This window comes from Acidobacteriota bacterium (genome assembly GCA_020845575.1).
Taxonomy (GTDB): Bacteria; Acidobacteriota; Vicinamibacteria; order Vicinamibacterales; family Vicinamibacteraceae; genus Luteitalea.
The window spans coordinates 24,829-49,472 of record JADLFL010000038.1 but is presented as its reverse complement, the minus strand read 5'-3'; the positions used below and the strand labels follow the sequence as shown (position 1 = coordinate 49,472).

Here is a 24,644-nt window from a genome sequence, read left to right as displayed (position 1 = left end):
CGTCGGAAAGCACAGTTCCACGGCGCGCAGGACAGGACCACTGCCCGCGGGCGGCTGGGCGGTAGCCGACGCGGGCGGGATGGCCGCGCACGTGCCGTCGACGTCGATCACGCTCCTGACGGTTCCGCCCGCGTCGGCCGTCCCCGCCACGGGCGGCTGGATGGCCGGCATCGCGGAGACGGGCGGCGGAGACGGCGTGTCGGCGGCAGGTGGGGCCGGTGTCGGTGAATCGGGCGCCGCGGGCGTCGGCGGTGCGGACGGCGGCTGGGCGCCGGCGATGGCGTTCGGCGTGGCCCACAGGACCAGGCACAGCACCCCGGCAGGGGCAGCGAGTCTCATGCGTGTTCGCGGTTCCGAAGGGCGTCGCACCGGCGGCCCAGAGCCTTGTCGGTGACGACTCAGGGCCTACGGGCAGTCCCCGCCCGTGGAAGCCAAGCCGTCAGTGTACCGGACATGAGACGTCGCGCGCCAGCGCCCGGCCGGCCTGCGCGGCACAAGAGGCGGCGCAGGGGGCGCCCCCTGCGGGGCCCGAGGGAGCAGCGGCGGCCCTTGCCTGCCCTCCGTAGCTGCGTAGCAGGGAAGAGGGTGACGGCCCGCGCGGGTCAGACCGTGACCAGTTGCAGGCCTGGCGCCTCGGTGCCGGCGGGCCGGTAATGAGGGTGGCCCTCGTCCATGTAGACCTCGAACGCGCCGCCAGCGGTGAGGCGACCGCGGATCAGCTCCTCGCTCAGCGGGTCTTCGATGTACCGCTGGAGCGCACGGCGCAGCGGGCGCGCACCGTAGGAGCGGTCGTTGCACGTGACGCTGATGATCCAGTCGATCACGTCGGCGCCGACATCGAGCCGGAGCTGGCGGTCCACCAGGTTCCTGTTCAACTGCGCCACCAGCAGCCGCGTGATCGCCCGCAGGTCCTCGTCCGAGAGCGCCTCGAACACGATGATTTCGTCGAGACGATTGATGAACTCGGGGTTGAACGTGCGCTTGACCTCGCCGAGCACCTGCTCGTTGATGGTCTTGGTTTCGCTGGATTCGCCCGGCTGGAACCCCAGCGACGCCTTCTTCTGGATGAAGCGCGCGCCGATGTTCGACGTCATGATGATGATCGCGTTCTTGAAGTTGACGCGATTGCCGAGGCCGTCGGTCAGGTGGCCGTCCTCGAACACCTGCAGCAGGATGTTGAACAGGTCCGGATGCGCCTTCTCGATCTCGTCGAGCAGCACCACCGAGTACGGGTTCCGCTTCACCTTCTCGGTGAGTTGCCCACCCTCCTCGTGGCCCACGTACCCCGGAGGCGAGCCGATCAATTTGCTCACCGAGTGCTTCTCCATGTACTCGGACATGTCGAATCGGATGAGCGCGTGATCGCTGCCGAACAGCAGATTCGCGAGTGCGCGAGCGAGCTCCGTCTTGCCGACGCCGGTGGGCCCCAGGAACAGGAAGCTGCCGACGGGGCGCGTGGGCGCCTTCAGGCCGGCTCGTGACCGCCGGATGGCCCGCGCCACGGCGGAGATCGCCCGGTCCTGGCTGATGACGCGCGCGTGGAGTTCCTCTTCCATCCGGAGCAGCTTGTCGCCTTCGTCCTCGTTGATCGAGGTGAGCGGCACGCCGGTCCATTTCGAGACGACCTCGTCAATCTCGGGACGGCCGACGGTCACGCGACGCACGCTCGACGCCACGTCGAACTTCTCGCGCACGAACTGGAGGTTCTCGCGCGCCATCACTTCCTGCTCGCGGAAGAACTGCGCCCGCTCGAAGTCCTTCTGAGAGACGGCGCTCTCCATCTGCTCGACGGCGACACGGATGTTCCTGTTGATCTGTCCGAACTCCTCGCTGTAGCCGGCCTCGCGCAGCTTCGCGCGCGCGCCCGCCTCGTCGAGCAGGTCGATCGCCTTGTCTGGAAGGAATCGGTCGGTGATGTAGCGGCTCGACTGGTACACGGCGGCTTCGAGCGCCTCGCGCGTGTACGCCACGTGATGGAACGTCTCGTATCGCTCCTTGATCCCCGAGAGGACCTGGATCGCTTCGCTCTCGCTCGGCGGATCGACCTTCACCGCCTGGAAGCGCCGTTCGAGCGATCGATCCTTCTCGATGTACGTGCGGTACTCGGCGGGCGTGGTCGCGCCGATGCAGCGGATCTCGCCACGCGAGAGCGCGGGCTTGAGGATGTTGGCCGCGTCCAGTGACCCTTCCGCCGATCCGGCCCCCACGAGCGTGTGGAGCTCGTCGATGAACACGATGACGTTCGGGTTCTCGACCAGCTCCTTCATGATGGCCTTGAGACGCTCTTCGAACTGCCCGCGATACTTCGTCCCCGCCACGATGAGCGAGATGTCGAGCGCGAGGATGCGCTTGTCGGCGAGGAAGTGCGGCACGTCGCCGACGGCGATCTTCTGCGCGAGTCCCTCGACGATCGCGGTCTTGCCCACGCCAGGCTCGCCGATCAGCACGGCGTTGTTCTTGGTCCGGCGGCACAGCACCTGCTGCACGCGCTCGATCTCCGTCTCGCGTCCCACCAGGGGGTCGAGCGAGCCCTTGAGCGCCGCCTCACTCAGGTCGCGGCTGAATTCCGCGAGCAGCGGCGTCTCCTTCACCCGCGTCATCGTCGTCTTCTCGTTGAGCAGCGCGACGATGTCCTCGCGGACGGTGGCCAGCCGCATCCCCTTCTCCATGAGAATGGTCGCGGCCACCGACTGCTCTTCGCAGAGGATGCCGAGCAGCAGGTGCTCGGTGCCCACGTAGTTGTGCGAGAGCTGATCGGCCTCCTGCGCGGCGGCCTGCAGCACGCGCTTGGTCTCGGCGCTGAAAGGAATCTCCACCGACGTGGACACCTTCTCGCGGAAGACCGTGCGGCCCTCGACTTCCTTGCGGATGGCTTCCAGGGACAGGTGCGAGCGCGCGAAGATGCGGCTCGTGAGCCCCTTGCCCTCACGGATCAACCCCAGCAGCAGATGCTCGGTCTCGATTGAGACGCTCCCCAGCTGGCTCGCCTCGTACCTGGCGAAGAAGAGGACGCGTCGCGCTCGTTCTGTGTACCCCTCGAACATGTGGTCCCTTGCATGGACACACGCCAGCGAAGGCGTGGGGTGCCGTATTCCGGCATTATACGGGAACGCTTCGGATGCCCCGGCTGTCGGCGCATCGTCGCTGTGTCATCGGACGGCCGACGAGTGGCGCTGATCACTTGGACGTCGGGCGACACGGTCGGGCTCTTGGCGCGCTCCTGTCACGCTGACAACAATCGACCGTCTTCGAGGCGGAACACCCTGTCGCACGCCGCCGCCAACCGCGGATTGTGCGTGGCGATGACCGACGTGAGCCGCTGCTCGGCGTGCATCGCCCGCAACAGGGCATGCAAGGTCTCGGCCGTGTGTTGGTCCAGGTTGCCCGTCGGTTCGTCGGCCAGCAGGAGCGCCGGGTGCATCACCAGCGCGCGGGCGATGGCCACGCGCTGCTGCTCGCCGCCCGACAGCGTGCCTGGCCTGTGCGTGAGCCGATGTCCGAGGCCAACCCGCTCGAGGAGTGCCTGCGCGCGCGGCCGCCCGTCGGCCAGTGGCACGCGGCCGATGCGCAGCGGCATCTCGACGTTCTCCAGCGCCGAGAACTCCGGCAGCAGGTGATGGAACTGGAACACGAACCCCACGCGCTGGTTGCGGAAGGCCACGCGCGCCGCATCGTCGAGCGCATGGAGGCCGACGCCATCCACCTCCACCTGGCCACCGTCGAGACTGTCGAGGCCGCCGAGCACGTGCAGCAGCGTGCTCTTCCCCACGCCCGACGCCCCGATCACCGCCACCATCTGCCCCGCCTCGATCTCCAGGTTGACGTCCCTCAGCACTTCCACAGGCCCGTTCGGCGTGGGATACGACTTGCGGAGGGCGGCAACCGACAGGAATGGCATCGGGATACAGTAGCCTGTACCGCGCATGCCCTATGAACTCTTCCTGGCGCTCCGGTACCTCGTCGCCCGGCGCAAGCAGGCGTTCCTCTCGCTGATTTCGGTGATTTCGACGATCGGCGTCGCCGTCGGCGTGATGGCGCTCATCATCGCGCTGGCGCTGATGACGGGGCTTCAGGGCGAACTGCGCGACCGGATCGTCGGGGCGTCGCCGCACATCTACGTGTGGCAGGCGGGTGAAGGCATCAGCGACGCACAGGCCGACATGCGCCGCGTGAAAGAGGTGCCGCGCGTGACGGGCGCGTCACCCATCGTGCTCGGCAAGGCGCTCATCACGGCCGGCGAGGAGCAGGCGTTCATCACCGTCAAGGGCATCGATCCGGAGACCGAAGGCGAGGTCACCGACGTGCGCGAGCGCATGCGGCAGGGCACGCTGCAGGCCGTGGGCGTGGTGCCCGACGAGGGCCTGGCCGGCATCGCGATCGGGCAGACGCTGGCCGAACAGCTCCGCGTGTCCATCGGCGACACGGTCACCGTCATGACGCCGGAAGGGCCCCTCTCTCCCTTCGGCCCGACGATGGGGAGCCGGCGGCTGCAGGTGGTGGGAATCTACGCGCTGGGGCTGTACGAGTTCGATGCCGCTTACGGATTCGTGTCGCTCCCGACGGCGCAGCGGCTGCTGGCCCGCGATCGCCCCGACTTCATCGAGGTGCGCGTGGACGACATGTACGCCGCACCGGTCGTCGCGTCGGCCATCGTCGCCGCGCTCGGCAACACCTACGTGACGCAGGACTGGGCGCAGATGAACCAGTCGCTGTTCTCCGCGCTCTGGCTGGAGAAGATCGCCATCTCCATCACCATCGGCCTCATCGTCATGGTGGCGGCGCTCAACATCGTGGCGTCGCTGGTGCTGCTCGTGATGGAGAAGAGCCGCGACATCGCCATCCTGAAGACCATGGGCGCCGCCGCCCGCAGCATCACCATCGTGTTCATGCTGCAGGGGCTGATCATCGGGACGATCGGCACGACGGTGGGCGCAGCGGCGGGCCTCGCCGTGGCGTGGGTGCTCGACACGTATCAGCTGATCAAGGTGCCGATGGACGTCTACCAGGTGGCGCACGTGCCGTTCAAGGTGCAGCCGCACGATTTCGTGATCGTCGTCCTCGCGGCGCTGGTGATCTGCTTTGTCGCGACGATCTACCCGTCGCGACAGGCCTCGCGCCTCGACCCCGCGCAGGCCCTGCGGTATCAGTAGCTCGCCCGGTCAGCGCTGGCGCATGAGGGGGAACAGAATCACCTCCCTGATGCTGGGGCTGTTGGTCAGGAGCATCACGAGCCTGTCGATGCCCACCCCTTCGCCGCCGGTAGGCGGCAGGCCGTACTCCAGCGCGCGGATGTAGTCCTCGTCCATCTGGTGCGCCTCGGCGTCGCCGCGCGCGCGTTCGCTCAACTGGTCCTCGAACCGGCGCCGCTGTTCGGCGGGATCGTTCAGCTCGCTGAACGCGTTGGCGAGTTCGAAACCACCCGCATACAGCTCGAAACGCTCGACCGTGTCGGGGTCGTCGGGCTTCTGCTTGGAAAGCGGCGACACCTCCGTCGGGAAATCGTGGATGAACGTCGGCTGGATCAGGTCCTCCTCGCACAACGCTTCGAAGATCGCCGTGGCGGTCTTGCCCGCGCCCTGTCCGTCCGGCACGTCGAGGCCGAGCGCGACGGCGATGCTGCGTGCCGTGGCCGCGTCGCGCAGCATGTCGACGTCCACCGATCGCTGCAACCGCTCCGACGCGCGCTCGGCGGCCGCGTGCCGCAGCGACAGGCGGCGGAACGGCGCCGCGAACGAGATCGCGTGCTCGCCGAAGGTGAGGTCGGTCGAGCCCGTGGTGGCCATCGCCACCTCGGCCAACATCTCCTCGGTGAGGCGCATCAGGTACTGGTAGTCCACGTACGCCTGATAGAACTCCAGCATCGTGAACTCGGGATTGTGCTGCGTGGAGATGCCCTCGTTGCGGAAGTTCCTGTTGATCTCGTACACGCGATCCATGCCGCCGACGACGAGCCGCTTGAGGTACAGCTCGGGCGCGATGCGCATGTACAACTTCATGTCGAGCGCGTTGTGATGCGTCACGAACGGACGCGCCAGTGCGCCGCCCGCCAGCGGCTGCATCATCGGGGTCTCGACTTCGAGGAACCCGCGCGCGTCGAGGAAGCCTCGAATGGTCTGCAGCGTCCGCGCCCGCACGTCGAACACGCGGCGCGCGTCCGGGTTCACGATCAGATCGAGATACCGCTGGCGATAGCGCGTCTCGATGTCCTGCAGTCCGTGCCACTTCTCCGGCAGCGGCAGGAAGCTCTTGGCGAGGAACGTCAGCGCCGACGCCCAGATCGTCAACTCGCCGGTACGCGTCCTGAACAGGCGGCCGTGGACGCCGATCTGATCGCCGAAATCGAGATGCCCGAACAGCGCGAAGGCCTCTTCACTCACCGAGTCCTTCCGCACGTAGACCTGCAACTGTGCCACGCCGTCAGACAGCACGAGGAAGTTCGCCTTGCCGAAGGTGCGCATCCCGAGGATGCGTCCCGCCGCGCGCACCGGCACGTGATCGGCGTCGAGCGCCTCGCCCGTGTACGTGTCATACGTCGCCACGATGTCGGCGATGCGGTGCGTGGCGTCGAAGGTACTCGGGTACGGCCGCACGCCGAGCGCGAGGATCGCCTCGTACTTGGCACGGCGCTGAGCGACGAGTTCTGAATCGGACATGGGGATACAGGAGGTCTACGGCTTACGGAAGCGAACAGTCACTGCTCCGTGTCTGAAATCCGGCGCCCGGTGCCCGGTGCCCGGTGCCCGGACTCCGGTTGCCCGTCGCCGGTTGCCGGTTGCCGGTCCGTGAGCCTCTTCCTGATGGCGTCGAGTACGCCGTTCACGAAGCGGACGGCATCGGGGGCGCTGAAGGTGCGGGCCAGTTCCAGCGCTTCGTTGATGACAACGGCCGGAGGAGTGTCCGGACGATCGAGGAGCTCGTGGACGGCGAGACGCAGAACCAGGCGGTCGACGATGGCGAGGCGTTCGAGACGCCAGTTGGTCGCGGCCTCGGCGATCAACGGATCGATGCGCTCGAGCGCGCGAGCCGTCCCGTACGCGAGCTCCTCGGCCAGCGCGTCGCGGCCCGCCACGGGTGGACGTAGCTGCAGTTCCCGCACGCCGGCGATGGCTTCGGGAAGCGCGTCCCCGCCCATCTCCCAGCCGTACAGCATCTGGAGCGCCGACTCGCGCGCCTGACGCAGGTGATGAGGATCACGCTTCACCCCCGCATCCCCGCTTTCGCCGTACGCGGCTGCCATTCCCGCGCCAGCGCCGCCATCGTCGCCACGGCGACCGCGGCTTCGTAGCCCTTGTTGCCTGCCCCTTCGGGCACGCGCGCGACGGCCTCGTCCATCGTGTTCACGGTGAGCACGCCGAACGCCATCGGCACGCCCTGGAGAAGCGACGCCTGCATCAGACCATGCGAGACGGCCGACGCGATGTAGTCGAAGTGCGGCGTCTCGCCCTTGATGAGACAGCCGAGGCACACCACCGCGTCAACGCGCCCCGACACCGCGGCGATGCGCGCACCGAACGGAATCTCGTACGCACCTGGCACGTCGAGGCGCGAGATGTCGCGCTGCGCAACACCGGCGGCCGCGAGGCCTTCGTACGCACCTTCAGCCAGCCGCGCGGTGATTCCATCGTGGTACGTCGACACGACGAGGGCAACGCGCAGGCCTGGAACCTGTGGGACGGGCTGGGACACGGCGGGACGGGACACGGGCTGCGGGCTCCTCGTCAACGACCTGTAAATGATGCCTGACGCTTGTCCAGGAACGCGCGCACGCCCTCGCGCATGTCGTCGCTGGATGCCGCAAGGCCGAAGAGCCGCGCTTCGAGTCCCAGCGCGTCGGCGAGCGGCCGGTCTGCGCCTTCCGAGACGGCCTCGCGGGCATACCGCAAGGCCAGCGGCGCGCGCGTGGCCAGATGTGCCGCCAGCGCCCGCACCTCGTCCATCAACTGCGCCGCCGGCACCGCACGGAGAGCCAGGCCGATGTGGACGGCTTCCTCGGCAGACACCTGCCGCCCCGTGAGTATCAGGTCGAGCGCGCGCTGCGTGCCGACGGCCCGCGCGAGCCGCTGCGTCCCGCCGAATCCGGGGATGAGTCCCAGCGAGGTCTCCGGAAGACCGAGTCGAGCCGTGTCCGCCACGATGCGGAACGTACACGCCAACGCCAGTTCACATCCGCCGCCGAGCGCGAAACCGTTGATCGCCGCGATGGTCGGCACGGGCAGCGCCTCGAGCGTGTCGAGCACGCGCTGCCCCTGCTGTGCCAGTCTGGTCGCCTGCTCGGAGGTCAGTCCCTCGAACTCCGCGATGTCTGCACCGGCGACGAACGCCTTCGGTCCCGCACCCGTGACGATCAGCACGCGCAGGGATGCATCGGCCGCGAGCGCATCGAGACGTGCCTGCAGCGCCACCACCATCGCGCGGTTCAGCGCATTGAGCTTCTCGGGACGGCTGATCGTCAGCACGCGCACGGCGCCGGTACCCGACAACTCCAGATGCTGGTCGCTCATGCGGCGGGAACTCTTGGGGGTGACGCGCCTCCCGTCTCGCGGAACGTCCGCACGGGTACGCGTTCAGGACTGCCGGGGCGTCGATCGCCCGGCCAGCAGTATAGCCCACGCCCACGCGCCGCCAGCGGCCAGCGCCGCGCCCAGCGCATCGGCCACCACGTCGGCCACGTCTGGCGTGCGGCCCGGCACGAACGACTGGTGCCATTCATCGGAGACGCCGTAGAGGACGGCCATGACGAAGGCCACAAGCGCGGGTCCGCCGGCGATGCGACGCTGGCGCCAGCCTGTGAGGCCCATCAGGCACAGGCCGGCGAGCAGACCGTACGTCACCATGTGGGCGTGCTTGTCGCTGACGCCCGCGCTCGGCAGCGACGGTTGCGCCGAGAGCGCGAAGATCACGACCGCCCAGAGGATTGCCGGTGCCCAGGACAGCCACGCACGTGTGCGGGGGCTCACAGCGGAAAGGGGAACATCAGCCAGCCGAGCACCAGGGCCGTCCCCACGAACCCGCCGGCGATGTAGAGCGCGAGGCGCACCTGGCCAGCACGGTCGTCCTTCTGGAGGACGGCCATCACCGTGGCCACGCACACGGCGAAGAACACGAGCAGGAGGAAGTGGCTGGTCATCAGGCCTTGCGTCCGATCGCGATGTCGTACGCGTCGAGCACCACCAGCGCGTTCAGCAGGCCCGCGACGATCAGGTACGTGTTCGCGTACTCGTAGCTCGCGGCCACGACGGTTCCGGAACCAAGACCGAGCGCCCAGGCCACGAAGTACGGCGCGCCAATCCCCAGGTCTGCGAGCGCCGCCAGCGCCACGAGCGGCTCACGCGGCTCGATCGGGAAGATGCGCCCCTCGAGCGCGAGACCGGCGGCAAAGAGCGCGACGAGCACCACGAGGAAGATGACGCCCTTCTCGCGACGGCCGAGCAGCATGTGCGCCGCTCCCGGCACGAGCCACCCGATCGCGCACAACGGCAGCGGCGGGAGTGTGGTGGACGAGGAGGCCTGACGCGCGGACATCGGGGGGTAGTGTAGCAAGGCGCGCGCGCACACCCAGCCTGCCGCGGCGCCGAGCGGGAGGGCCGCCACCGCGCGCAGCGGTGTCCCCGGATTCCACACACCCGCCACTTCCATCGTCCATGTGGCGAGCGTGGGCACCGCTGCCGCGACGAGCAACGTCCGGGACGAGTGCGTGGCGGCGCGACGCGGACGGCGCCACACGCTGCCTGCCAGCAAGCCGAGCGCCCCGGCGACATACAGGCCGGTGCAGCGGCCACAGACGGGCATGAGCGAGCCCTGCACACGAAACGTTCGATCGGGACGCTGATGGCAGATCCGGGCGCCGACCCCCTGAACAACGGCGGCCAGCAGCAGGCCGCCGCGCGATGCGTCACGTCCCGCTGACGCATGCAGCATCGCTGGCGTCACCACGATGGCCACGGCCCAGAGGACGGCCGCCGTCGTGAGACCGGTGCGCAGCCACCACGCCTGCGTCATCTCGAACGAGCCGGAGGTGGACACCCGTGGTCTCCAACGGGTGAGGTGCGGCTGCGCCCGCCACCCGGTGCGGGGCATCTCAGAACGGGCAATCGCTCCGGAATGCGTCTGTGTAGCGCTCGCGGAACTCGTCGAGGCTGTACGCATGGCTCTGGCCGCCCACGTGCTCGAGCGCATACGTGGCCGCCACGCTGCCGAGGCGTCCGCACGTCTCCCAGTCGGCGCCGAGCGCGAGCCCCTTCATGAGTCCGCCACGATACGCATCGCCCACGCCCGTCGGATCGGCAACGCGGCGTTCCGGCGCTGCGGGCACGTCGATGCGACGCCCGGGCACGTGAATCGACGACCCGTGTTCGCCCCTGGTGACGATGACCGCTTCGGACTTCTCGAGCAGCGCGTCGACGTCGAGCGCCGTCTTCTCCCGAATCAGTTCGTACTCGTAGTCGTTGCAGATGACGATGTTCGCGCCGACGAGCCCCGCGGCCAGCTCGGGGCCATCGAGACGCGCGCACTGCTGGCCGGGATCGAAGATGTAGCGGAGGCCGAGGGCACGGCACTCGTCGGCGTACTGCACCATCGCCTTCGGATCGTTGGGTGAGATGATGACCAGATCCGCGCCACCGGCCGTCCGGAACGACAACTGATCGGCATCGGCCATCGCACCGGCGTAGAACGACGCGATCTGGTTGTTCTGCGTGTCGGTGCTGCAGAAGAACGACGCCGTGAACTTGTCGCCCACGTCATGGACGAGCGACGTGTCCACGTTGGCGGCTTCGAGCCACGAACGATAGTCACTGAAGTCCTGTCCCGCCGTCGCCATCAGCGCGGGCCGTTCACCGAGCAGCGCCAGCGTGTACGCGATGTTGGGCGCGCACCCTCCGCGCCGCTTCTCCATCTCGTCGACGAGGAAGCTGAGGCTCAGGCGCTGCAGGTGCTCGGGCAGGAGCAGTTCCGTGAACGCGCCAGGAAAGGTCATCAAGTAGTCGTATGCGATCGAACCGGTGACGATGTGACGGGGCATGGGAACTCGGGGATCTGAGCGGCTTGGGGGTTACCGATTGTGGCTTGTGGCTTGCGGCTCCGGACGCGCGCGACATTCGCGGCATTCCCGGCATCGCGGCATCACTGCGGCAGATACTTCCCGACGATGCGTGCGAGCATGCGTCGTGTCTCGTCGGGCACGGCGTCGGGACGGGTGATGAGCGCGGTGGCGAGGGCCTGACCGCAGGCGCAGGTGCGCGGCGTCGACGCCAGTGCGGCGACGGCGCTCGCGATCACGCGCTGCGCGGTGCGGGCGTTCTGCGTGAGGTTGGCGATGACCATCTCCACCGTCACGTGGTCGTGATCGGGATGCCAACAGTCGTAGTCGGTGACCAGAGCGATCGTCGCGTAGCAGATCTCCGCCTCGCGCGCGAGTTTGGCCTCCTGCAGGTTGGTCATCCCGATGATCTGCGCGCCCCACGAGCGATAGAGGTGCGACTCGGCGCGCGTGGAGAACGCGGGGCCCTCCATGCACACGTACGTGCCGCCCTTGTGAACGCGTGCGCCGGCGCCGGTGGCCGCGTCGTAGGCCGCCTGCGCGACCTGGCCGCACACCGGATCCGCGAAGGCGATGTGGCCGACGAGGCCGTCGCCAAAGAACGTGCCGATGCGGCCGCACGTGCGATCGATGAACTGGTCCGGGATCACGAGATCGAGGGGGGCGATGTCGTCACGCAGCGACCCGACGGCGCTGGCCGACAGCAGGCGCTCCACCCCGAGCGTCTTGAAGCCGAAGATGTTGGCGCGGAAGTTCAGCTCCGACGGCGCGAGGCGGTGGCCCGCGCCGTGCCGCGCGAGGAACGCCACGCGCGTGCCGCCGATGGTACCCGTGACGTAGGGCCCAGACGGTGCGCCGAATGGCGTCTCGATGGTGCGTTCCTGCCGATCGGTGAGTTCGGCCATGTCGTACAGGCCGCGGCCGCCGATGAGCCCAATCGTGATGGACATGGTCGTGTCGTGGCCGCACCCACGTGGGCGCGGCAACCACACATGATGCGTGGCCCGCGGCGATCCTGTCCAGCGCGGGTCAGGCGAGGAGCTGCCTGGCGATGACCAGGCGCTGCACCTCGCTGGTGCCCTCGCCGATGGTGAGCAGCTTCACGTCGCGGAAGTATTTCTCGGCCGGATAGTCCTTCACGAACCCGTATCCGCCGTGGATCTGCACGCATTCGTCGGCGGCGCGCACGGCCGTCTCGCTCGCGTGCAGCTTGGCCATCGACGACTCGCGCGTGGTGCGGACGCCCTCGTCGGCCGCCGCCGCGGCGCTGTAGGTGAGCAGCCGCGACGCCTCGATCCGCTTGGCGAGATCGGCAAGTTTCCAGCGGATGCCCTGGAACGACGCGATTGGCCTGCCGAACTGCTCGCGCGGGCGGGCATAGGCGCGCGCGGCGTCCCACGCGCCCTGCGCGAGCCCCACCGACAACGCGGCGATTCCGATGCGGCCGGCGTCGAGCACCTGCAGCGTGTTGACGAAGCCCTGCCCTTCGACGCCGAGCAGCGCGTCGGCCGGCAGGCGACATGCCTCGAACACGACCTCGCTCGTCTCGCTGGCGCGCATCCCGAGCTTGTTCTCCTTGCGGCCGGCCCTGACGCCTGGCGTGTCTGCCGGCAACACGAAGGCCGAGATCCCGCGATTGCCGCGCGCGCGATCGGTGACGGCCATCGCCACGATCACGCCGGCGATGTTGCCGTGCGTGATGAACGTCTTCGTGCCGTCGAGCACCCAGTCCGTACCGTCGCGCCTCGCAACAGTACGCATCGCCGCGGCATCGCTTCCTGACGACGCTTCGGTGAGTGCCCAGGCGCCGAGCACCCGGCCTGTTGCAAGAGGGACGAGGAAGCGCGTCTGCTGCTCGGGCGTGCCGAACATGTGCAGGTGGGCGGCGGCCAGTCCGTTGTGCGCCGCGACGCTCAGCGCGATCGCCGGGTCCACGCGCGCCAGTTCTTCGATGCACAGGCAGTAGTCCACGGCCGACATGCCAGACCCGCCCAGCGCCTCGGGTACGCGAATCCCCATCAGCCCGAGCTCGGCGAGCTTCGGCAGCAGGTCCATCGGGAAGTGCTGCGCCTCGTCCCACGCCATCACGTGTGGCGCCAGTTCGCGCACGGCGAACTCCCTGACGCTCTCGCGCAGCAGCCGCTGGTCGTCGGTGAGATGCAGATCCATGGCGACAGTCCTGGCCGTACAACAGACGTCCTGGATCAGCGCACGTTGATCAGGTACGTGTTCCCCGACGGGTTGGACGGATCGAGCGTGGCCGTCAACCGGTTCTTGAGCGCCGTGGCCTGCGCCGGCAGCAGCGACTCGATCAGGATATCGAAACCCGAACGATCGGCGTCGCCGGTGAGGGCCGGAATCTGGAGGAAGTACAGGACCTTGCCATCCGCGTTCGGCATCGCCGACTTGTGGATGCGCAGGTTGCGTGCCTGGGCCTGACGCACCTCGTCCTGACTCGCCCTCATCGCGTCGCGCACCAGCCTGGCCACGGCTTCGAACTCCGTGTCCTGCCCCGGCAGCACGCTGTAGATCACGAGCCACAGATCACCCTCGGTCGACGGAGGTACCGGTGCGGTGACGGGCACCTGTGACGACGACGCAGGAGCGGGTGCCGCAGGAAGCGTCGCCTGGGTCGCGAGGAAAAGCGTCGCCGCGAGCAGAAGGGTCATGGCTGAACTGACGCTGGCGTGGCCACGGGCGCCGGAATCGTGAGGGTCAGGTTCGACGCCTGCACGGCAGGCTGGACGTGAGCGTCACGGAACTGTTCGTACAGCGCCAGCGCCTCGTCCGGTGCGGCCTCAGCCAGCAGGCGCGGCACGTCGTACTCGGCATTGGCCACGACGGGATCGAGGAACGAGACGTAGAGCACCGCGCCATCGGGCAGCGGCGTCGCCTGACGATAGACGCGCCACCCGCGTCCCTGCTGCCGGCGGACGTCGTTGCCGCTCGCGGCGAGCAGGTCGTGCAAGCGCGACATCACGGCCTCGAATTCCGCGGTCCGGTCCGCCTTGATGGCGTGGAACACCATCCCCGTCGGCCCGGCCAACGGCAGTGCCGCGGGTACCGGCGGCACGGTGGTCACCGACTGCACGGCAGGCGTCTGGACGGCGGGCGCAGCCGGTGCGTCTGCCGTCGGCTGCTGTGCAAACGCCGACGCGGTCACGCCGGTGAGGAGGATCGGGAGCAGGATGGTACGCATCTTCGGACGAAGACCCCGGTCGACGCGTGCGCATCGCCGGGGTCGGATACAGAACCTGCGTCAGGTCGGGATCACATGCCGCCGAGCGTCATCACCGTCAAGAGCGGCACCGCGGCATTCAACCCTTGCGTGTTGATGCACGTCTGCAACTCCTCCATCAGCGTCTTGGCTTCGGTCGGGAACACTTCGAACAGCAGCATGCCCGGGCTGTACTCCTGTCCCCTCGCGATCGGGCTGATGAGCAGCACGTAGTTGATCGTGCCGTCGCCGGCCGGCGAAGTGGACTTGAGCAGCTTCATGCCGGCAGCCTGGTCCTTGCGCGCCGGATTCTCGCTCTTGCCCATCGCTTCCTTCACGCGCCCGAAGACACTCTCGAACTTGGCGGTGCTGTCGCCCTTGACGGCATAGAACCACACGACCGTGTCGCCGTTGTCGAACGTGAGCTGCGGCTTGGCCGGTTCGGCCGGAGCCGCCGGCTGTGCCGGTTGCTCGGCGGGGGCCTGTGCGTAGGCAGACGCGCTCACCATCAGACTGCTGAACACCACAACGGCGGCCCCGAGGGCCACTCGCGCACCCGCACCACGTACGGCCCGCGCCTCCATCGACAAACGCATAGCAACTTCCTCCAACTCCGAGAACACCGAGAACAACGGTAGTGGGTCCGCGGCTACTGTACCGTAAAGCTCGACCGCCGCAAACCCATCAGACAAACACCTGCATGACCTCGTTTGCGAGGAGCATGCCACGGCGCGTGAGCCGAATCCTGCCCGAAACGCGCTCGAGCAGACCAGCCTCCGACGCCGGTGCCAGTGCATCACCGTAGCGATCCCAGACATCTACGTCAAATCGTGCCCGAAACGCGGCGAGGTCGATGCCCTCGACCAGCCGCAGTCCCATGAAGAGCGCCTCGGCCAGTTGCTGCGTGCGATCCAGGTGCCGCGACTGCCCTGTCGGGTCCGCTCCAGCCATGACGCGGTCGACGTACGCCCCCGTGTCGGCCACGTGACTCCATCGCCGTCCCTCGCGCGACCCATGCGCGCCGCAGCCAACGGCCAGCCACCCTGTGTCGTGCCAGTACTTCAGGTTGTGGCGACTCTCGTGCCCCTGCCTCGCCACGTTGGAGATCTCGTACTGCGCGAGTCCCGCCGCCGCGAGGCGACCCATCGCCAGTTCGTACATGTCCGCGGCATCGTCTTCTGCCGTCTGCGACCACTGCTCGCGCGCCATCAACTCCTGGAGCGGCGCGTTGGGATACAGCTCGAGCAGATAGAGCGACGCGTGATCGGGGGCCATGTCGATGAGCGCGTCGACAGACATCATCCACTGCGACACGCTCTGGCCGGGCAGCCACATCATCAGGTCGAGACTGACATCGTCGAAGCCTTCGGCTCGCGCCTCGCGCATCGCGGCACGCGCGCGATCCGCGCTGTGCAGGCGCCCGAGCCGCCGCAATTCCTCGTCGCGGAACGACTGCACGCCGAACGACAGGCGTGTCACGCCAGCGGCCCTGAATCCCGCGAGGCGACGTGCGTCGACCGTCTCCGGGTTGGCCTCCATCGTGATCTCGGTCCCGGGCACGACGTCGAACGCCGCGCGACACGCCTCGACGATGCGACGCACGTCGTGGGGATCGAGCAGCGACGGTGTGCCGCCGCCCATGTAGATCGTGTCGACGAGGATGGGTTCGGCAAGACGCGCGACGTGCGTGACGAGCGCCTCGACGTACGCGTCCTTCAGCGCAGCGTCCATCAGGCCGCGGTTGAAGTTGCAGTAGTGGCAGATCGCGCTGCAGAACGGGATGTGGACGTAGAGGCCGAGCGGCGGTGTCACGACGTCAGCGGCGCGTACCGGCGCGGCCGCCCGGCCATTTGAGCTCGGGCGCGGCTGTTGCCGGCGCGCGCGCGCCGTCGCGCAGTTTCGCGCGCATGGGCGCGCTGGCCTTCACCGGGAGGCGCCCGCTTCCACCGGGCTTGTGCCGCATGCGCCACAGCGCCACGAGGTCGTCTGTGCCGCCGTTGGGCGGCAGTTCGCGATAGTCCGCGCCGTCGAGATCGAGGAACTCGCACATCTCGTGCAGGCGCGATCGCATGCGGAGCCCGATGCGGTACAGCAGCGACTCGGGAATCGTCGGATCGGGATCGTCCACGTAGTTGGACGTGAACAGCGTGAGACGCTTCTCGCTGTAACGCGTGTTGACGATCAGGTTCAGCGTCTCGTCCACCCATTCGGACGCCTTCTCGGCACCCAGATCGTCGAGAACGAGCACGTCTGCCGTCATGACGGGACGGAGCACATCGCGTTCCGTCTCGCGCACGACCGGATCGTACGTCGCGCGGATCACGCGCAACAGGTCGCGCGTGTCGTAGAAGACGCCGCGCGCGCCCTTCTCCTGAACCAGCGCTCGCAGCACCGCAACGGCCAGGTGCGTCTTGCCCACGCCCGGAGGGCCGAGGAGGAACAGGCCGCGATCGGTGACCGGATAGCGCTGCACGAGCGCGCGCGCCGACGCGAGCGCGCGGTCGAGCGACGGATTGCCGTACGTGTCGAACGGCGAGAAGGCGCAGTGCTGATACCGGCGCGGAATGCGCGAGTCGACACGACGCCGCGACGCCGACGCGTCGCGCCAGCAATCGCAGCGCGTCACGCGACGTTCGCCGTCGTGCTCGACGGACTTCCAACCCGTGCCGTGACAGAGTGCGCAGACAGCGTCCAAGGGATCGGAATGATAACTCAGGGCTTCGACGGCGGCGCGTCCTGCGCGTTCGTACTCCCGAGTTCCTGCGATCCCGCGCTCCTGAGATCGTGCGTGCCCGCGCTCTTGATCATCGCCGTCGAGAGACGCTGCTCCCAATCGCCGAGGCCGCGCACCATCTCCTGCTTCACGTAGCCCATGAACTCGTTGACTTCGTGCTGCATCTGCGCCATGCGCTCGCGCAGGTTGAGGATGATCTCCACGCCCGCGAGGTTCACGCCGAGCTCGCGCGTGAGCGTCAGGATCGTCTCCAGCCGCTCGAGGTCCTCGTCGGAGTAGAGCCGCGTGTTGCCGTCGGTGCGCGACGGACGCAGCAATCCTTCACGCTCGTAGAGGCGCAGCGTCTGCGGGTGGATGTTGTAGCGCTGCGCCACGGCGCTGATCATGTACAAGGCCTTGCCGGGCCGTCGTGTCGTCATCACTCACCCTTCCCGGTGACTTCGATGATCGATGCCGTCGCGGGAGCCTGCCGCGCATCGGCGGACTCCTGCGCCTCACCGACAGTGACGCGTTCGCCGAACCACGCCGCGCGCACGTCCTCGGGATGCAGGCGCGCGAACTCCTGCATCAACTCGCGGCCCCTGGCGTCGATTACCGGCGGCAGCACGAGCTGCACGTCAAGCACGAGATCCCCGCGCTGGCCCGTGCGCCGCGACGGCACGCCGCGCTCGCGCAGGCGGAGACGCTGGCCGGGCTGGAGACCCGGGGGTACCCGCACCGACAGCGGACCGTCGAGCGTCGGCACCGGCACGCGCGCGCCGAGCACCGCTTCGTGCACGGCCACAGGCAGCGTCATGTGTAAGTCGTTACCGACGCGTGTGAGGCGCTCGTCCGGCGCCACGTGGACGTGCACGTGGAGATCGCCCGGCGCGCCACCGCGGACACCCGCGTGTCCCTGCCCGCTCGCGACGATCGCCTCGCCGTCCGTCACGCCCGAAGGCACCATCACGTCGACGGTCGTCGCGCTGTCGTGCTGTCCATGCCCATGGCACCCGTGACAGGTGCGCTGATTCAGTGCGCCGACACCGCCACAGGCCTCGCACGGCTTGACGAACACCATGTGCCCGCGACCGAGCCGCTGCTGCCCGGTCGCGCCGCAGTGCCGACACGGCACGGGCGGCGCGTCGACGATGCCACGCCCGCGACAGAGCGTGCACGTCACGCGCCGGTGCACGGGCACGCGGCACGTGGTACCCGACACCACGTCACGCAACGTGAGCGTGACGGCCGCGTGGATGTCCGATCCGCGCGCGGCGCCCGTGCCACCGGCCGCCTCGCGGAACACGTCGACGAACAGATCGCCGAACGTCGACGCCTGCGCGCCCTGCATCGTCAGTGAGAAGTCGAACCCCGCGAAGGCGGCCGGCGCGGCGGCAGGCGCCGCCGGCACCGCACCCGAGGCATCGAACGATCGCCGGCGGACGGGGTCCACCAGGATCTCGAATGCCTCGGTGATGGCGGCGTATCGCCGCGCGGCCTCCGCGTTGCCGGGATTCAGATCGGGATGCCAGCGGCGCGCGAGGCGGCGGTAGGCCCGCCGCACCTGCGCCTCCGAGGCGTCCCGATCGAGTCCCAGCAGTTCGTACGGCGTCATCGCCTACTTCTCGTCCACGACCTCGGCGTCGATCACTTCCCCATCGGCCGGGGTGCTGCCTGCCGCGCCTTCGGTGGATCCGCCCGGCTGACCCGCGTCCTGGGTCTGCCGGTACAGCGCCTCGGCGGCCTTGCCCTGCGCCTGCACGAGCCGCTCCACGGCGCTCTCGATGGCCGCGTTGTCTTCCCCCTGCAGCGCCGTGCGCACCGCCGCGATCGCGTCGGTGACCGGCTGCTTGTCCGCGTCGGTGAGCTTGTCTCCGGCGTCGGCGAGCATGCGCTCGGCCGCATAGGCCGCCTGCTCCGCCTTGTTGCGCGTCTCGATCTGCTCACGCCGCTTGCGGTCCTCCTCGGCGTGCAGTTCGGCGTCCTTCATCATCTTGTCGACCTCGTCCTTGCTGAGGCCGCTGGAGCCGGTGATGGTGATCTTCTGCTCCTTGCCCGTGGCACGGTCCTTCGCCGACACGTTGACCACGCCGTTGGCATCGATGTCGAACGTGACTTCCACCTGCGGCACACCGCGCGGTGCGGGCGGAATGCCATCGAGATGGAACTTGCCAAGGCTCTTGTTGTCGCGCGCCATCTGGCGCTCGCCCTGCACGACGTTGACTTCCACGCTCGGCTGGTTGTCGCTCGCCGTCGAGAAGACCTCGCTCTTGCGCGTCGGGATCGTGGTGTTGCGCTCGATGAGGCGCGTCATGATGCCGCCGAGCGTCTCGATGCCGAGCGAGAGCGGCGTCACGTCGAGCAGGAGCAGGTCCTTGACCTCGCCCGTGAGCACGCCGGCCTGCACCGCGGCGCCGATCGCCACGACTTCGTCGGGGTTCACGCTCTTGTTCGGCTCCTTGCCGAACAACTCCTTCACGAGTTGCTGTACGCGCGGCACGCGCGTGGAGCCGCCCACCAGCACGACCTCGTCGATGCCGGACGCCTGCAGGCCCGCGTCGGCCAGAGCCTGCCGCGTCGGTCCGAGGGCGCGCTGGAGCAGATCCTCGACGAGCGACTCGAACCTCGCCCGCGTGAGCTGCAGCGAGAGGTGCTTGGCGCCCGACGCGTCGGCCGTGATGAACGGCAGACTGATGTCTGTCTGCATCGTCGTCGAAAGCTCGATCTTGGCCTTCTCGGCCGCCTCACGCAGCCGCTGGAGCGCCATGCGGTCCTTGCTCAGATCGATCCCGTCCTGCTTCTTGAATTCCGCGATGATCCACTCGATCACGCGCTGATCGAGGTTGTCACCGCCGAGGTGCGTGTCGCCGTTGGTCGACTTCACTTCGACCACGCCTTCGCCTACCTCGAGGATCGAGATGTCGAAGGTGCCGCCGCCGAAGTCGAAGACGGCGATCGTCTGATCGCGCTTCTTGTCCAGACCGTACGCGAGCGCGGCGGCCGTCGGCTCGTTGACCAGGCGCTTGACGTCGAGACCGGCGATACGGCCCGCTTCGATGGTGGCCTGGCGCTGCGCGTCGTTGAAGTACGCGGGCACCGTGATGACGGCCTGCGACACGGGCTGCCCGAGGTACTCCTCGGCGGCCTGCTTCAACTTCTGGAGGATCATCGCGCTGATCTGCGGCGGCGCCCACTTCTGGCCACCCGCCTCGATGCGCACGTCGTTGCCATCCCTGACGACGTGGTAAGGCACGAGCTTCATCTCGTCGCTGACCTCGTCGAAGCGACGCCCCATGAAGCGCTTGATCGAATAGATGGTGTTCTCGGCGTTGGTCGCGGCCTGTCGCTTCGCGACCTGGCCCACCAGCCGCTCGCCGGACTTGGTGAAGGCCACGACCGACGGCGTCAGCCGGCTGCCTTCCGGATTCGTGATGACGGTGGGTTCCCCACCCTCCATGACCGCTACGACCGAGTTGGTCGTTCCGAGGTCGATACCAATGACTTTGCTCATGACGTCTGCCCCTCTGCCTCTGCAAACCGGGGCCCGTTCCCGTGGGTGATCCCTCGGCAGCCCCTAATAACCAGAGAATCATATATGTTGAGCGTGATAGTGTCAACAATAATTCCGGAAGTCCTGTGCAGTTCCGGCGTCCGCGCCGTTGATGAAAGTGGGCCGGCCCATGGAGATGCCACGGCCGCCCGCCGAAAGGATGGTCATGAAGGTTCCTGTCGCGTATCCCCTGGTCCTCGCCCTTCTGGCTGGTGTTCCCGCTGTTTCCGCAGCGCAGCCGGCGGCTCCCGCGGAGGCGCCCGCCGGCGCTGAAGAGGACGTCGCGGCCGAGGCGCCACCGCACGTCCTGCGTCTCGACGGGTCCGAGGCCACGCGCTCCCGCGAGGCAGTCGTGGATCCCCTCGACGTCGGGGATCCGGTGCTGTTCGGCGACCGCGTCGACACCGGGCAGGCGTTCGTGCAGATGCTCTGGGGCGACGGCACGCGCGTGGCGCTGGACAAGGACGCCAGGCTCGACGTCCTTGCGGCAGACGCGCTGGGCGTGGCCGCGGGTCGTGCGGTGATCGTGAGACCGGCCGGAGCGACGGCATCCCTGCGCCTCGACACGCCGGCCGCACCGGTCCAGCTCGGCGCCGACGGCGAATATCGCGTCTCCATCGACGGCCCCACCACGACGATGGTGGTCGTGCGTGGGCGGGCAACCGTCGACGCGGGTGCGCAGGAGCGGGTGGTCGAGGCCGGACAGCAAATCGCCCTGCGCGAGGGTGTCACGCCGGGGACCGCCACCGCCTTCAACGCCGCAGGCCGCGACAGCTTCGTCGAGTGGGCGAACCGCTCGCCCGCCTCACCGGCCACGGGCGCTCCGCTCGAAACGTTCCAGGATCCGCGCTTCGAGGCCTACACCGACGTCTTCAACAGCAGCGGCACGTGGGAGACCGACCCCCGCCTGGGGGCCGTGTGGTATCCGGCTGTCGGCCCCGACTGGCGGCCGTACGGCGACGGCTACTGGCAGCCTTATGGCCCCGCGAATCAGTGGCTGTGGGTGGGCCAGGAGCGATGGGGCTGGCCGACGCACCATTTCGGTCAGTGGGACGTGAACGCGACAGGGCGATGGTTCTGGCAGCCGGGACGGCAGTGGGCGCCATCGCGTGTCACGTGGAGTGTTGGGCCGGGCTACATCGGCTGGAGTCCGCTCGGCTCGCAGACGCGCAGCACGTGGAACTGGGATCGCGTCTCGCAGCCGAGGAGTGCCTATGCCGCCGCCGGCTTCGATCCCGTGCGTGCCTGGACCGTGATTCCGTCGGATCAGTTCGGCAGGCGCGGACGGGTCGGCACCTACGCGGTCGATCCGCGCACGCTGGCCAACACGTCGGCCTTCGTCACGCAGCGCGTGGGGCCACCCGCCCGGTACGGCGTGCCGCGCGGCGGCTATGGCTACGGCCCCGGATACGTGTCGCCCTACGGCGGTCCCGGCGGCACCACCGTGTACGGTCCGGGCGGATACTACGGTGGCGTGAACCGGCGAACGGGAAGCAGCACCACCGAGGAACTGCGCCGCGGCATCGGTCCCACGCGAATCGGCCCGCCAGCGGGCGGCTACGGTCCGACGCCGCCACCGGAAGATCCGTACGAGCGCGCCCAGCGTGCGGTCGCTCCCCGCGGCCGCCAGCAGGCTCCGCCGCCACCGCCGCCGGACGAGTCCACCGAGAAGCCGGCTCCGAAGCCGCCGCTGTAGTTCGTGACCGCGTTCAATCCGTTCGTCTGCGCCAGGGGCTGAAGCCCCTGGCCTCCAGTCGTCCGGTTGGGATGCGTCCTGACGTCCGGTTCGGGATGGAGGCCAGGGGTGTCAACCCCTGGCACACCCGCGCGCGCTCCCCTGCTACGCTGTTACGTTGATGGCCACCTACGTCGTCCGCGTCGCGCGCCAGGCGACGGTGTTCCTGCTGTTCCTGCTGACGATCGCCCTCGGCGCGATCAGCGGCGTGCTGTTTGCGTTCGCGGGCGACCTGCCGCAGATCTCGGCGCTCGACGACTACGCGCCGAGCACGATCACGCGGATCCACGCCAGCGACGGCAGCGTGATCGGCGAGTTCGCCAAGGAGCGCCGGGTCGTGGTGCCCTACGAAGGCATCTCGCCGTTGCTGCGTCAGGCCATCATCGCTGCCGAAGACCAGGAGTTCGAGGAGCACGTCGGCCTCAGCCTCCCGCGCATCGTGATGACCGCGTTCAAGGACGTGGTCCACAACCAGCGCGCCGGCGCCAGCACCATCACGCAGCAGCTCGCGCGCATGCTGTTCCTGCAGAACGAGTACATGCAGGCGGGCGTCTACGCACGCACCGGCGTGGCGGGCTGGGAACGCAAGATCAAGGAAGCCATTATCTCGGTGCAGTTGGAGAAGCGCTTCACCAAGCGCGAGATCCTCACCCTCTACTGCAACACGACATACTTCGGGCACGGCGCCTACGGTGTCGAAGCCGCGTCACGCCTCTACTTCGGCAAACCGGCCAAATCGCTCGCGGTCGAAGAGGCCGCCATGATCGCCGGGATCATCCAGGGCAACGTGCGGCAGAGTCCTTACGTGAATCCCGACGCCGCGCGCCGGCGACGCAACTATGCGCTGCAGCGCATGGCAGACGAGGGCTTCATCACCGCTACCGAGGCCGAGACCGCCAAGGCCAGTCCGATCAAGACGGCGGGCCTGCCGACGCAACCCTGGTCGCCCGCGCCGTACTTCGTCGAAGACGTGCGTCAACAGATCGAAGCGCGATTCGGCGCCAAGCAGCTGTACGAGAACGGCCTGTCGGTGCAGACCAGCCTCGACCTGCCGCTGCAGCAGGCCGCCACGCGCGCGCTGCAGGCAGGCCTCCGACGTCTCGATCAGCGACGCGGGTTCCGCAAGCCCACCAACCTGCTCACGCAGGGCGCCGACCTCGATGCCTATCGTCATCCCCGCTGGCAGGGTCCGATGGCCGTCGGCGATGTCGTCCCCGCCGTGGTGACGGGGACGAGCGCCACGGAGATCCAGGCGCGTGCAGGGCGGCTCGACATCCGCATCCCGCGAAGCGGCTTCTCGTGGACGGGCAAGGCCACCGCGTCGGCGCTCGTCTCGCGCGGCGATCTCGTGCAGGTCCTGCTCGAAGAGGTCAACACCACCGAGCACGCCGCCGTTGCACGGCTCGATCAGGAGCCCGAACTTCAGGGCGGCATCGTCGCGCTCGACAACCGCACCGGCCGCGTGCTGGCGATGGTGGGTGGGTTCGACTTCGAGCGCAGCAAGTTCAATCGCGCGGTACAGGCGTCGCGTCAGCTCGGATCCACGTTCAAGCTGGTGGTGTACACCGCGGCGATCGATCGCGGCTACACGCCCGCGAGCACGCTCCTCGACGCGCCGGTGACGTTCCCGGGTACGCCGCCCTACTCGCCGATGAACTACGACAAGACGTTCCAGGGACCGATTTCCGTCCGTCGCGCGCTGGAGCAGTCACGCAACGTGCCGACGGTGCGCCTCATGAACGCGCTGGGGCCGAAGCAGGTGATCCAGTACGCCGGCAAGCTGGGGTTCACGTCGCCGATTCCGCCGTACCTGTCGAGCGCGCTCGGCGCCGGTGAGGCGACGTTGATGGAGATCACCAACGCGTTCTCGCTGTTCCCCAACCAGGGCGTGCGCATGACGCCGTACGAGATCGTGCGCGTGACCGATCGCGAAGGCAACGCACTCGAAGAGAACCGGCCCGTGCCCACCGAGGCCATTCGCGCGGATACGGCGTATGTGATGACGTCGCTCCTGCGCGGTGTAGTCCAGCACGGCACTGCGGCGCGCGCCAACGCGCTTGGCTGGCCGCTCGGCGGCAAGACCGGCACGACCGACGACTTCACCGATGCGTGGTTCATCGGCTTCGATCCCGACATCACGATCGGTGTCTGGGTGGGATTCGACACGCGCCGCACCATCGGTCAGGGCCAGAGCGGCTCGGTGGCCGCCCTGCCGATCTGGATGGACGTGATGTCGCACTGGATCGAGCGCCAGCGCAAGGCCGGCAAGGACGTCCCCGAGTTCCCCGCCCCCGGCAACATTGTCTTCACGACGAACGAGGCCGGCCAGCGCGAGGCGTTCATCGCCGGCACCGAGCCCGGCGCCGAAATCCGCTAGCGCACGCCGTCCGT

Annotated in this window: 24 protein-coding genes; 3 read left to right on the top strand and 21 right to left on the bottom strand. The window is 68.4% G+C overall.

What is annotated here, in order from left to right; all coding sequences use genetic code 11:
- The 3 genes from IT182_10945 to IT182_10935 all read right to left on the bottom strand — a co-directional run.
- Nucleotides 1–339, bottom strand: a 339-nt coding sequence (locus tag IT182_10945) for a hypothetical protein (protein ID MCC6163850.1), incomplete at its 3' end; no start/stop codon positions are given.
- Nucleotides 340–602: 263 nt separating this feature from the next.
- Complete coding sequence (locus IT182_10940) at nt 603–3,044, bottom strand: ATP-dependent Clp protease ATP-binding subunit (GenBank protein MCC6163849.1); 2,442 nt, start codon at nt 3,042–3,044, stop codon at nt 603–605.
- Between the two features lie 179 nt (nt 3,045–3,223).
- The gene (locus IT182_10935; GenBank protein ID MCC6163848.1) at nt 3,224–3,898 is read right to left on the bottom strand and encodes an ABC transporter ATP-binding protein; all 675 of its coding nucleotides are present in this window, start codon (nt 3,896–3,898) and stop codon (nt 3,224–3,226) included.
- A 25-nt stretch (nt 3,899–3,923) separates the two neighbouring features.
- On the opposite strand from IT182_10935, the gene IT182_10930 reads away from it, so the two are divergent.
- The gene (locus IT182_10930; GenBank protein ID MCC6163847.1) at nt 3,924–5,150 is read left to right on the top strand and encodes a lipoprotein-releasing ABC transporter permease subunit; all 1,227 of its coding nucleotides are present in this window, start codon (nt 3,924–3,926) and stop codon (nt 5,148–5,150) included.
- A 9-nt stretch (nt 5,151–5,159) separates the two neighbouring features.
- Here IT182_10930 and lysS read toward each other — a convergent pair whose 3' ends face one another.
- From lysS to dnaK, 18 genes are all read right to left on the bottom strand, one after another.
- The gene (gene lysS / locus IT182_10925) at nt 5,160–6,653 is read right to left on the bottom strand and encodes a lysine--tRNA ligase (GenBank protein ID MCC6163846.1); all 1,494 of its coding nucleotides are present in this window, start codon (nt 6,651–6,653) and stop codon (nt 5,160–5,162) included.
- A gap of 38 nt (nt 6,654–6,691) precedes the next feature.
- Complete coding sequence (gene nusB / locus IT182_10920; protein MCC6163845.1) at nt 6,692–7,237, bottom strand: transcription antitermination factor NusB; 546 nt, start codon at nt 7,235–7,237, stop codon at nt 6,692–6,694.
- Complete coding sequence (locus IT182_10915) at nt 7,198–7,686, bottom strand: 6,7-dimethyl-8-ribityllumazine synthase (GenBank protein ID MCC6163844.1); 489 nt, start codon at nt 7,684–7,686, stop codon at nt 7,198–7,200. Before IT182_10915 ends, nusB begins: the two co-directional genes overlap by 40 nt.
- Nucleotides 7,687–7,718: 32 nt before the next feature.
- Nucleotides 7,719–8,501 (bottom strand): enoyl-CoA hydratase/isomerase family protein, encoded by a 783-nt coding sequence (locus IT182_10910; GenBank protein MCC6163843.1) that lies wholly within the window; start codon nt 8,499–8,501, stop codon nt 7,719–7,721.
- A 63-nt stretch (nt 8,502–8,564) separates the two neighbouring features.
- A complete protein-coding gene (vanZ, locus tag IT182_10905) occupies nt 8,565–8,834 on the bottom strand; it encodes a VanZ family protein (GenBank protein MCC6163842.1) in 270 nt (89 codons plus the stop codon).
- A 119-nt stretch (nt 8,835–8,953) separates the two neighbouring features.
- On the bottom strand, nt 8,954–9,127 hold the full coding sequence (locus tag IT182_10900) for a hypothetical protein (protein ID MCC6163841.1): 174 nt from the start codon (nt 9,125–9,127) through the stop codon (nt 8,954–8,956).
- Entirely contained in the window at nt 9,127–10,023 is an 897-nt protein-coding gene (locus IT182_10895) for a DUF2085 domain-containing protein (protein MCC6163840.1), read from the bottom strand. Before IT182_10895 ends, IT182_10900 begins: the two co-directional genes overlap by 1 nt.
- Before the next feature lie 55 nt (nt 10,024–10,078).
- Nucleotides 10,079–11,020, bottom strand: a complete 942-nt coding sequence (locus IT182_10890; GenBank protein ID MCC6163839.1) for a carbohydrate kinase family protein — start codon at nt 11,018–11,020, stop codon at nt 10,079–10,081.
- Nucleotides 11,021–11,121: 101 nt separating this feature from the next.
- Nucleotides 11,122–11,988 carry an S-methyl-5'-thioadenosine phosphorylase gene (gene mtnP / locus IT182_10885; GenBank protein ID MCC6163838.1) on the bottom strand — a complete coding sequence of 289 codons (867 nt, stop codon included), beginning with the start codon at nt 11,986–11,988 and terminating at the stop codon, nt 11,122–11,124.
- Nucleotides 11,989–12,067: 79 nt separating this feature from the next.
- Complete coding sequence (locus tag IT182_10880) at nt 12,068–13,207, bottom strand: acyl-CoA dehydrogenase family protein (GenBank protein ID MCC6163837.1); 1,140 nt, start codon at nt 13,205–13,207, stop codon at nt 12,068–12,070.
- 35 nt (nt 13,208–13,242) lie between these two features.
- Entirely contained in the window at nt 13,243–13,707 is a 465-nt protein-coding gene (locus IT182_10875) for a hypothetical protein (protein MCC6163836.1), read from the bottom strand.
- On the bottom strand, nt 13,704–14,237 hold the full coding sequence (locus tag IT182_10870; GenBank protein MCC6163835.1) for a hypothetical protein: 534 nt from the start codon (nt 14,235–14,237) through the stop codon (nt 13,704–13,706). The genes IT182_10875 and IT182_10870 overlap by 4 nt, the downstream gene beginning before the upstream one ends.
- 71 nt (nt 14,238–14,308) lie before the next feature.
- Complete coding sequence (locus IT182_10865) at nt 14,309–14,851, bottom strand: hypothetical protein (protein MCC6163834.1); 543 nt, start codon at nt 14,849–14,851, stop codon at nt 14,309–14,311.
- A gap of 88 nt (nt 14,852–14,939) precedes the next feature.
- The gene (hemW, locus tag IT182_10860) at nt 14,940–16,067 is read right to left on the bottom strand and encodes a radical SAM family heme chaperone HemW (GenBank protein ID MCC6163833.1); all 1,128 of its coding nucleotides are present in this window, start codon (nt 16,065–16,067) and stop codon (nt 14,940–14,942) included.
- A gap of 4 nt (nt 16,068–16,071) precedes the next feature.
- A complete protein-coding gene (locus IT182_10855; protein ID MCC6163832.1) occupies nt 16,072–16,950 on the bottom strand; it encodes an ATP-binding protein in 879 nt (292 codons plus the stop codon).
- Nucleotides 16,951–16,967: 17 nt separating this feature from the next.
- Nucleotides 16,968–17,408, bottom strand: coding sequence for a helix-turn-helix transcriptional regulator (locus tag IT182_10850; protein MCC6163831.1), 441 nt, complete (start codon nt 17,406–17,408; stop codon nt 16,968–16,970).
- Nucleotides 17,408–18,583 (bottom strand): J domain-containing protein, encoded by a 1,176-nt coding sequence (locus tag IT182_10845; GenBank protein MCC6163830.1) that lies wholly within the window; start codon nt 18,581–18,583, stop codon nt 17,408–17,410. Before IT182_10845 ends, IT182_10850 begins: the two co-directional genes overlap by 1 nt.
- A gap of 3 nt (nt 18,584–18,586) precedes the next feature.
- On the bottom strand, nt 18,587–20,479 hold the full coding sequence (dnaK, locus tag IT182_10840) for a molecular chaperone DnaK (protein ID MCC6163829.1): 1,893 nt from the start codon (nt 20,477–20,479) through the stop codon (nt 18,587–18,589).
- Between the two features lie 205 nt (nt 20,480–20,684).
- Here dnaK and IT182_10835 point away from each other — a divergent pair, with 205 nt between their 5' ends.
- Nucleotides 20,685–22,214: a hypothetical protein gene (locus tag IT182_10835; protein ID MCC6163828.1), complete on the top strand. Its 1,530-nt coding sequence runs from the start codon at nt 20,685–20,687 to the stop codon at nt 22,212–22,214.
- 160 nt (nt 22,215–22,374) lie between these two features.
- Entirely contained in the window at nt 22,375–24,630 is a 2,256-nt protein-coding gene (locus IT182_10830; GenBank protein ID MCC6163827.1) for a PBP1A family penicillin-binding protein, read from the top strand.
- The last annotated feature ends 14 nt before the right edge of the window (nt 24,631–24,644 follow it).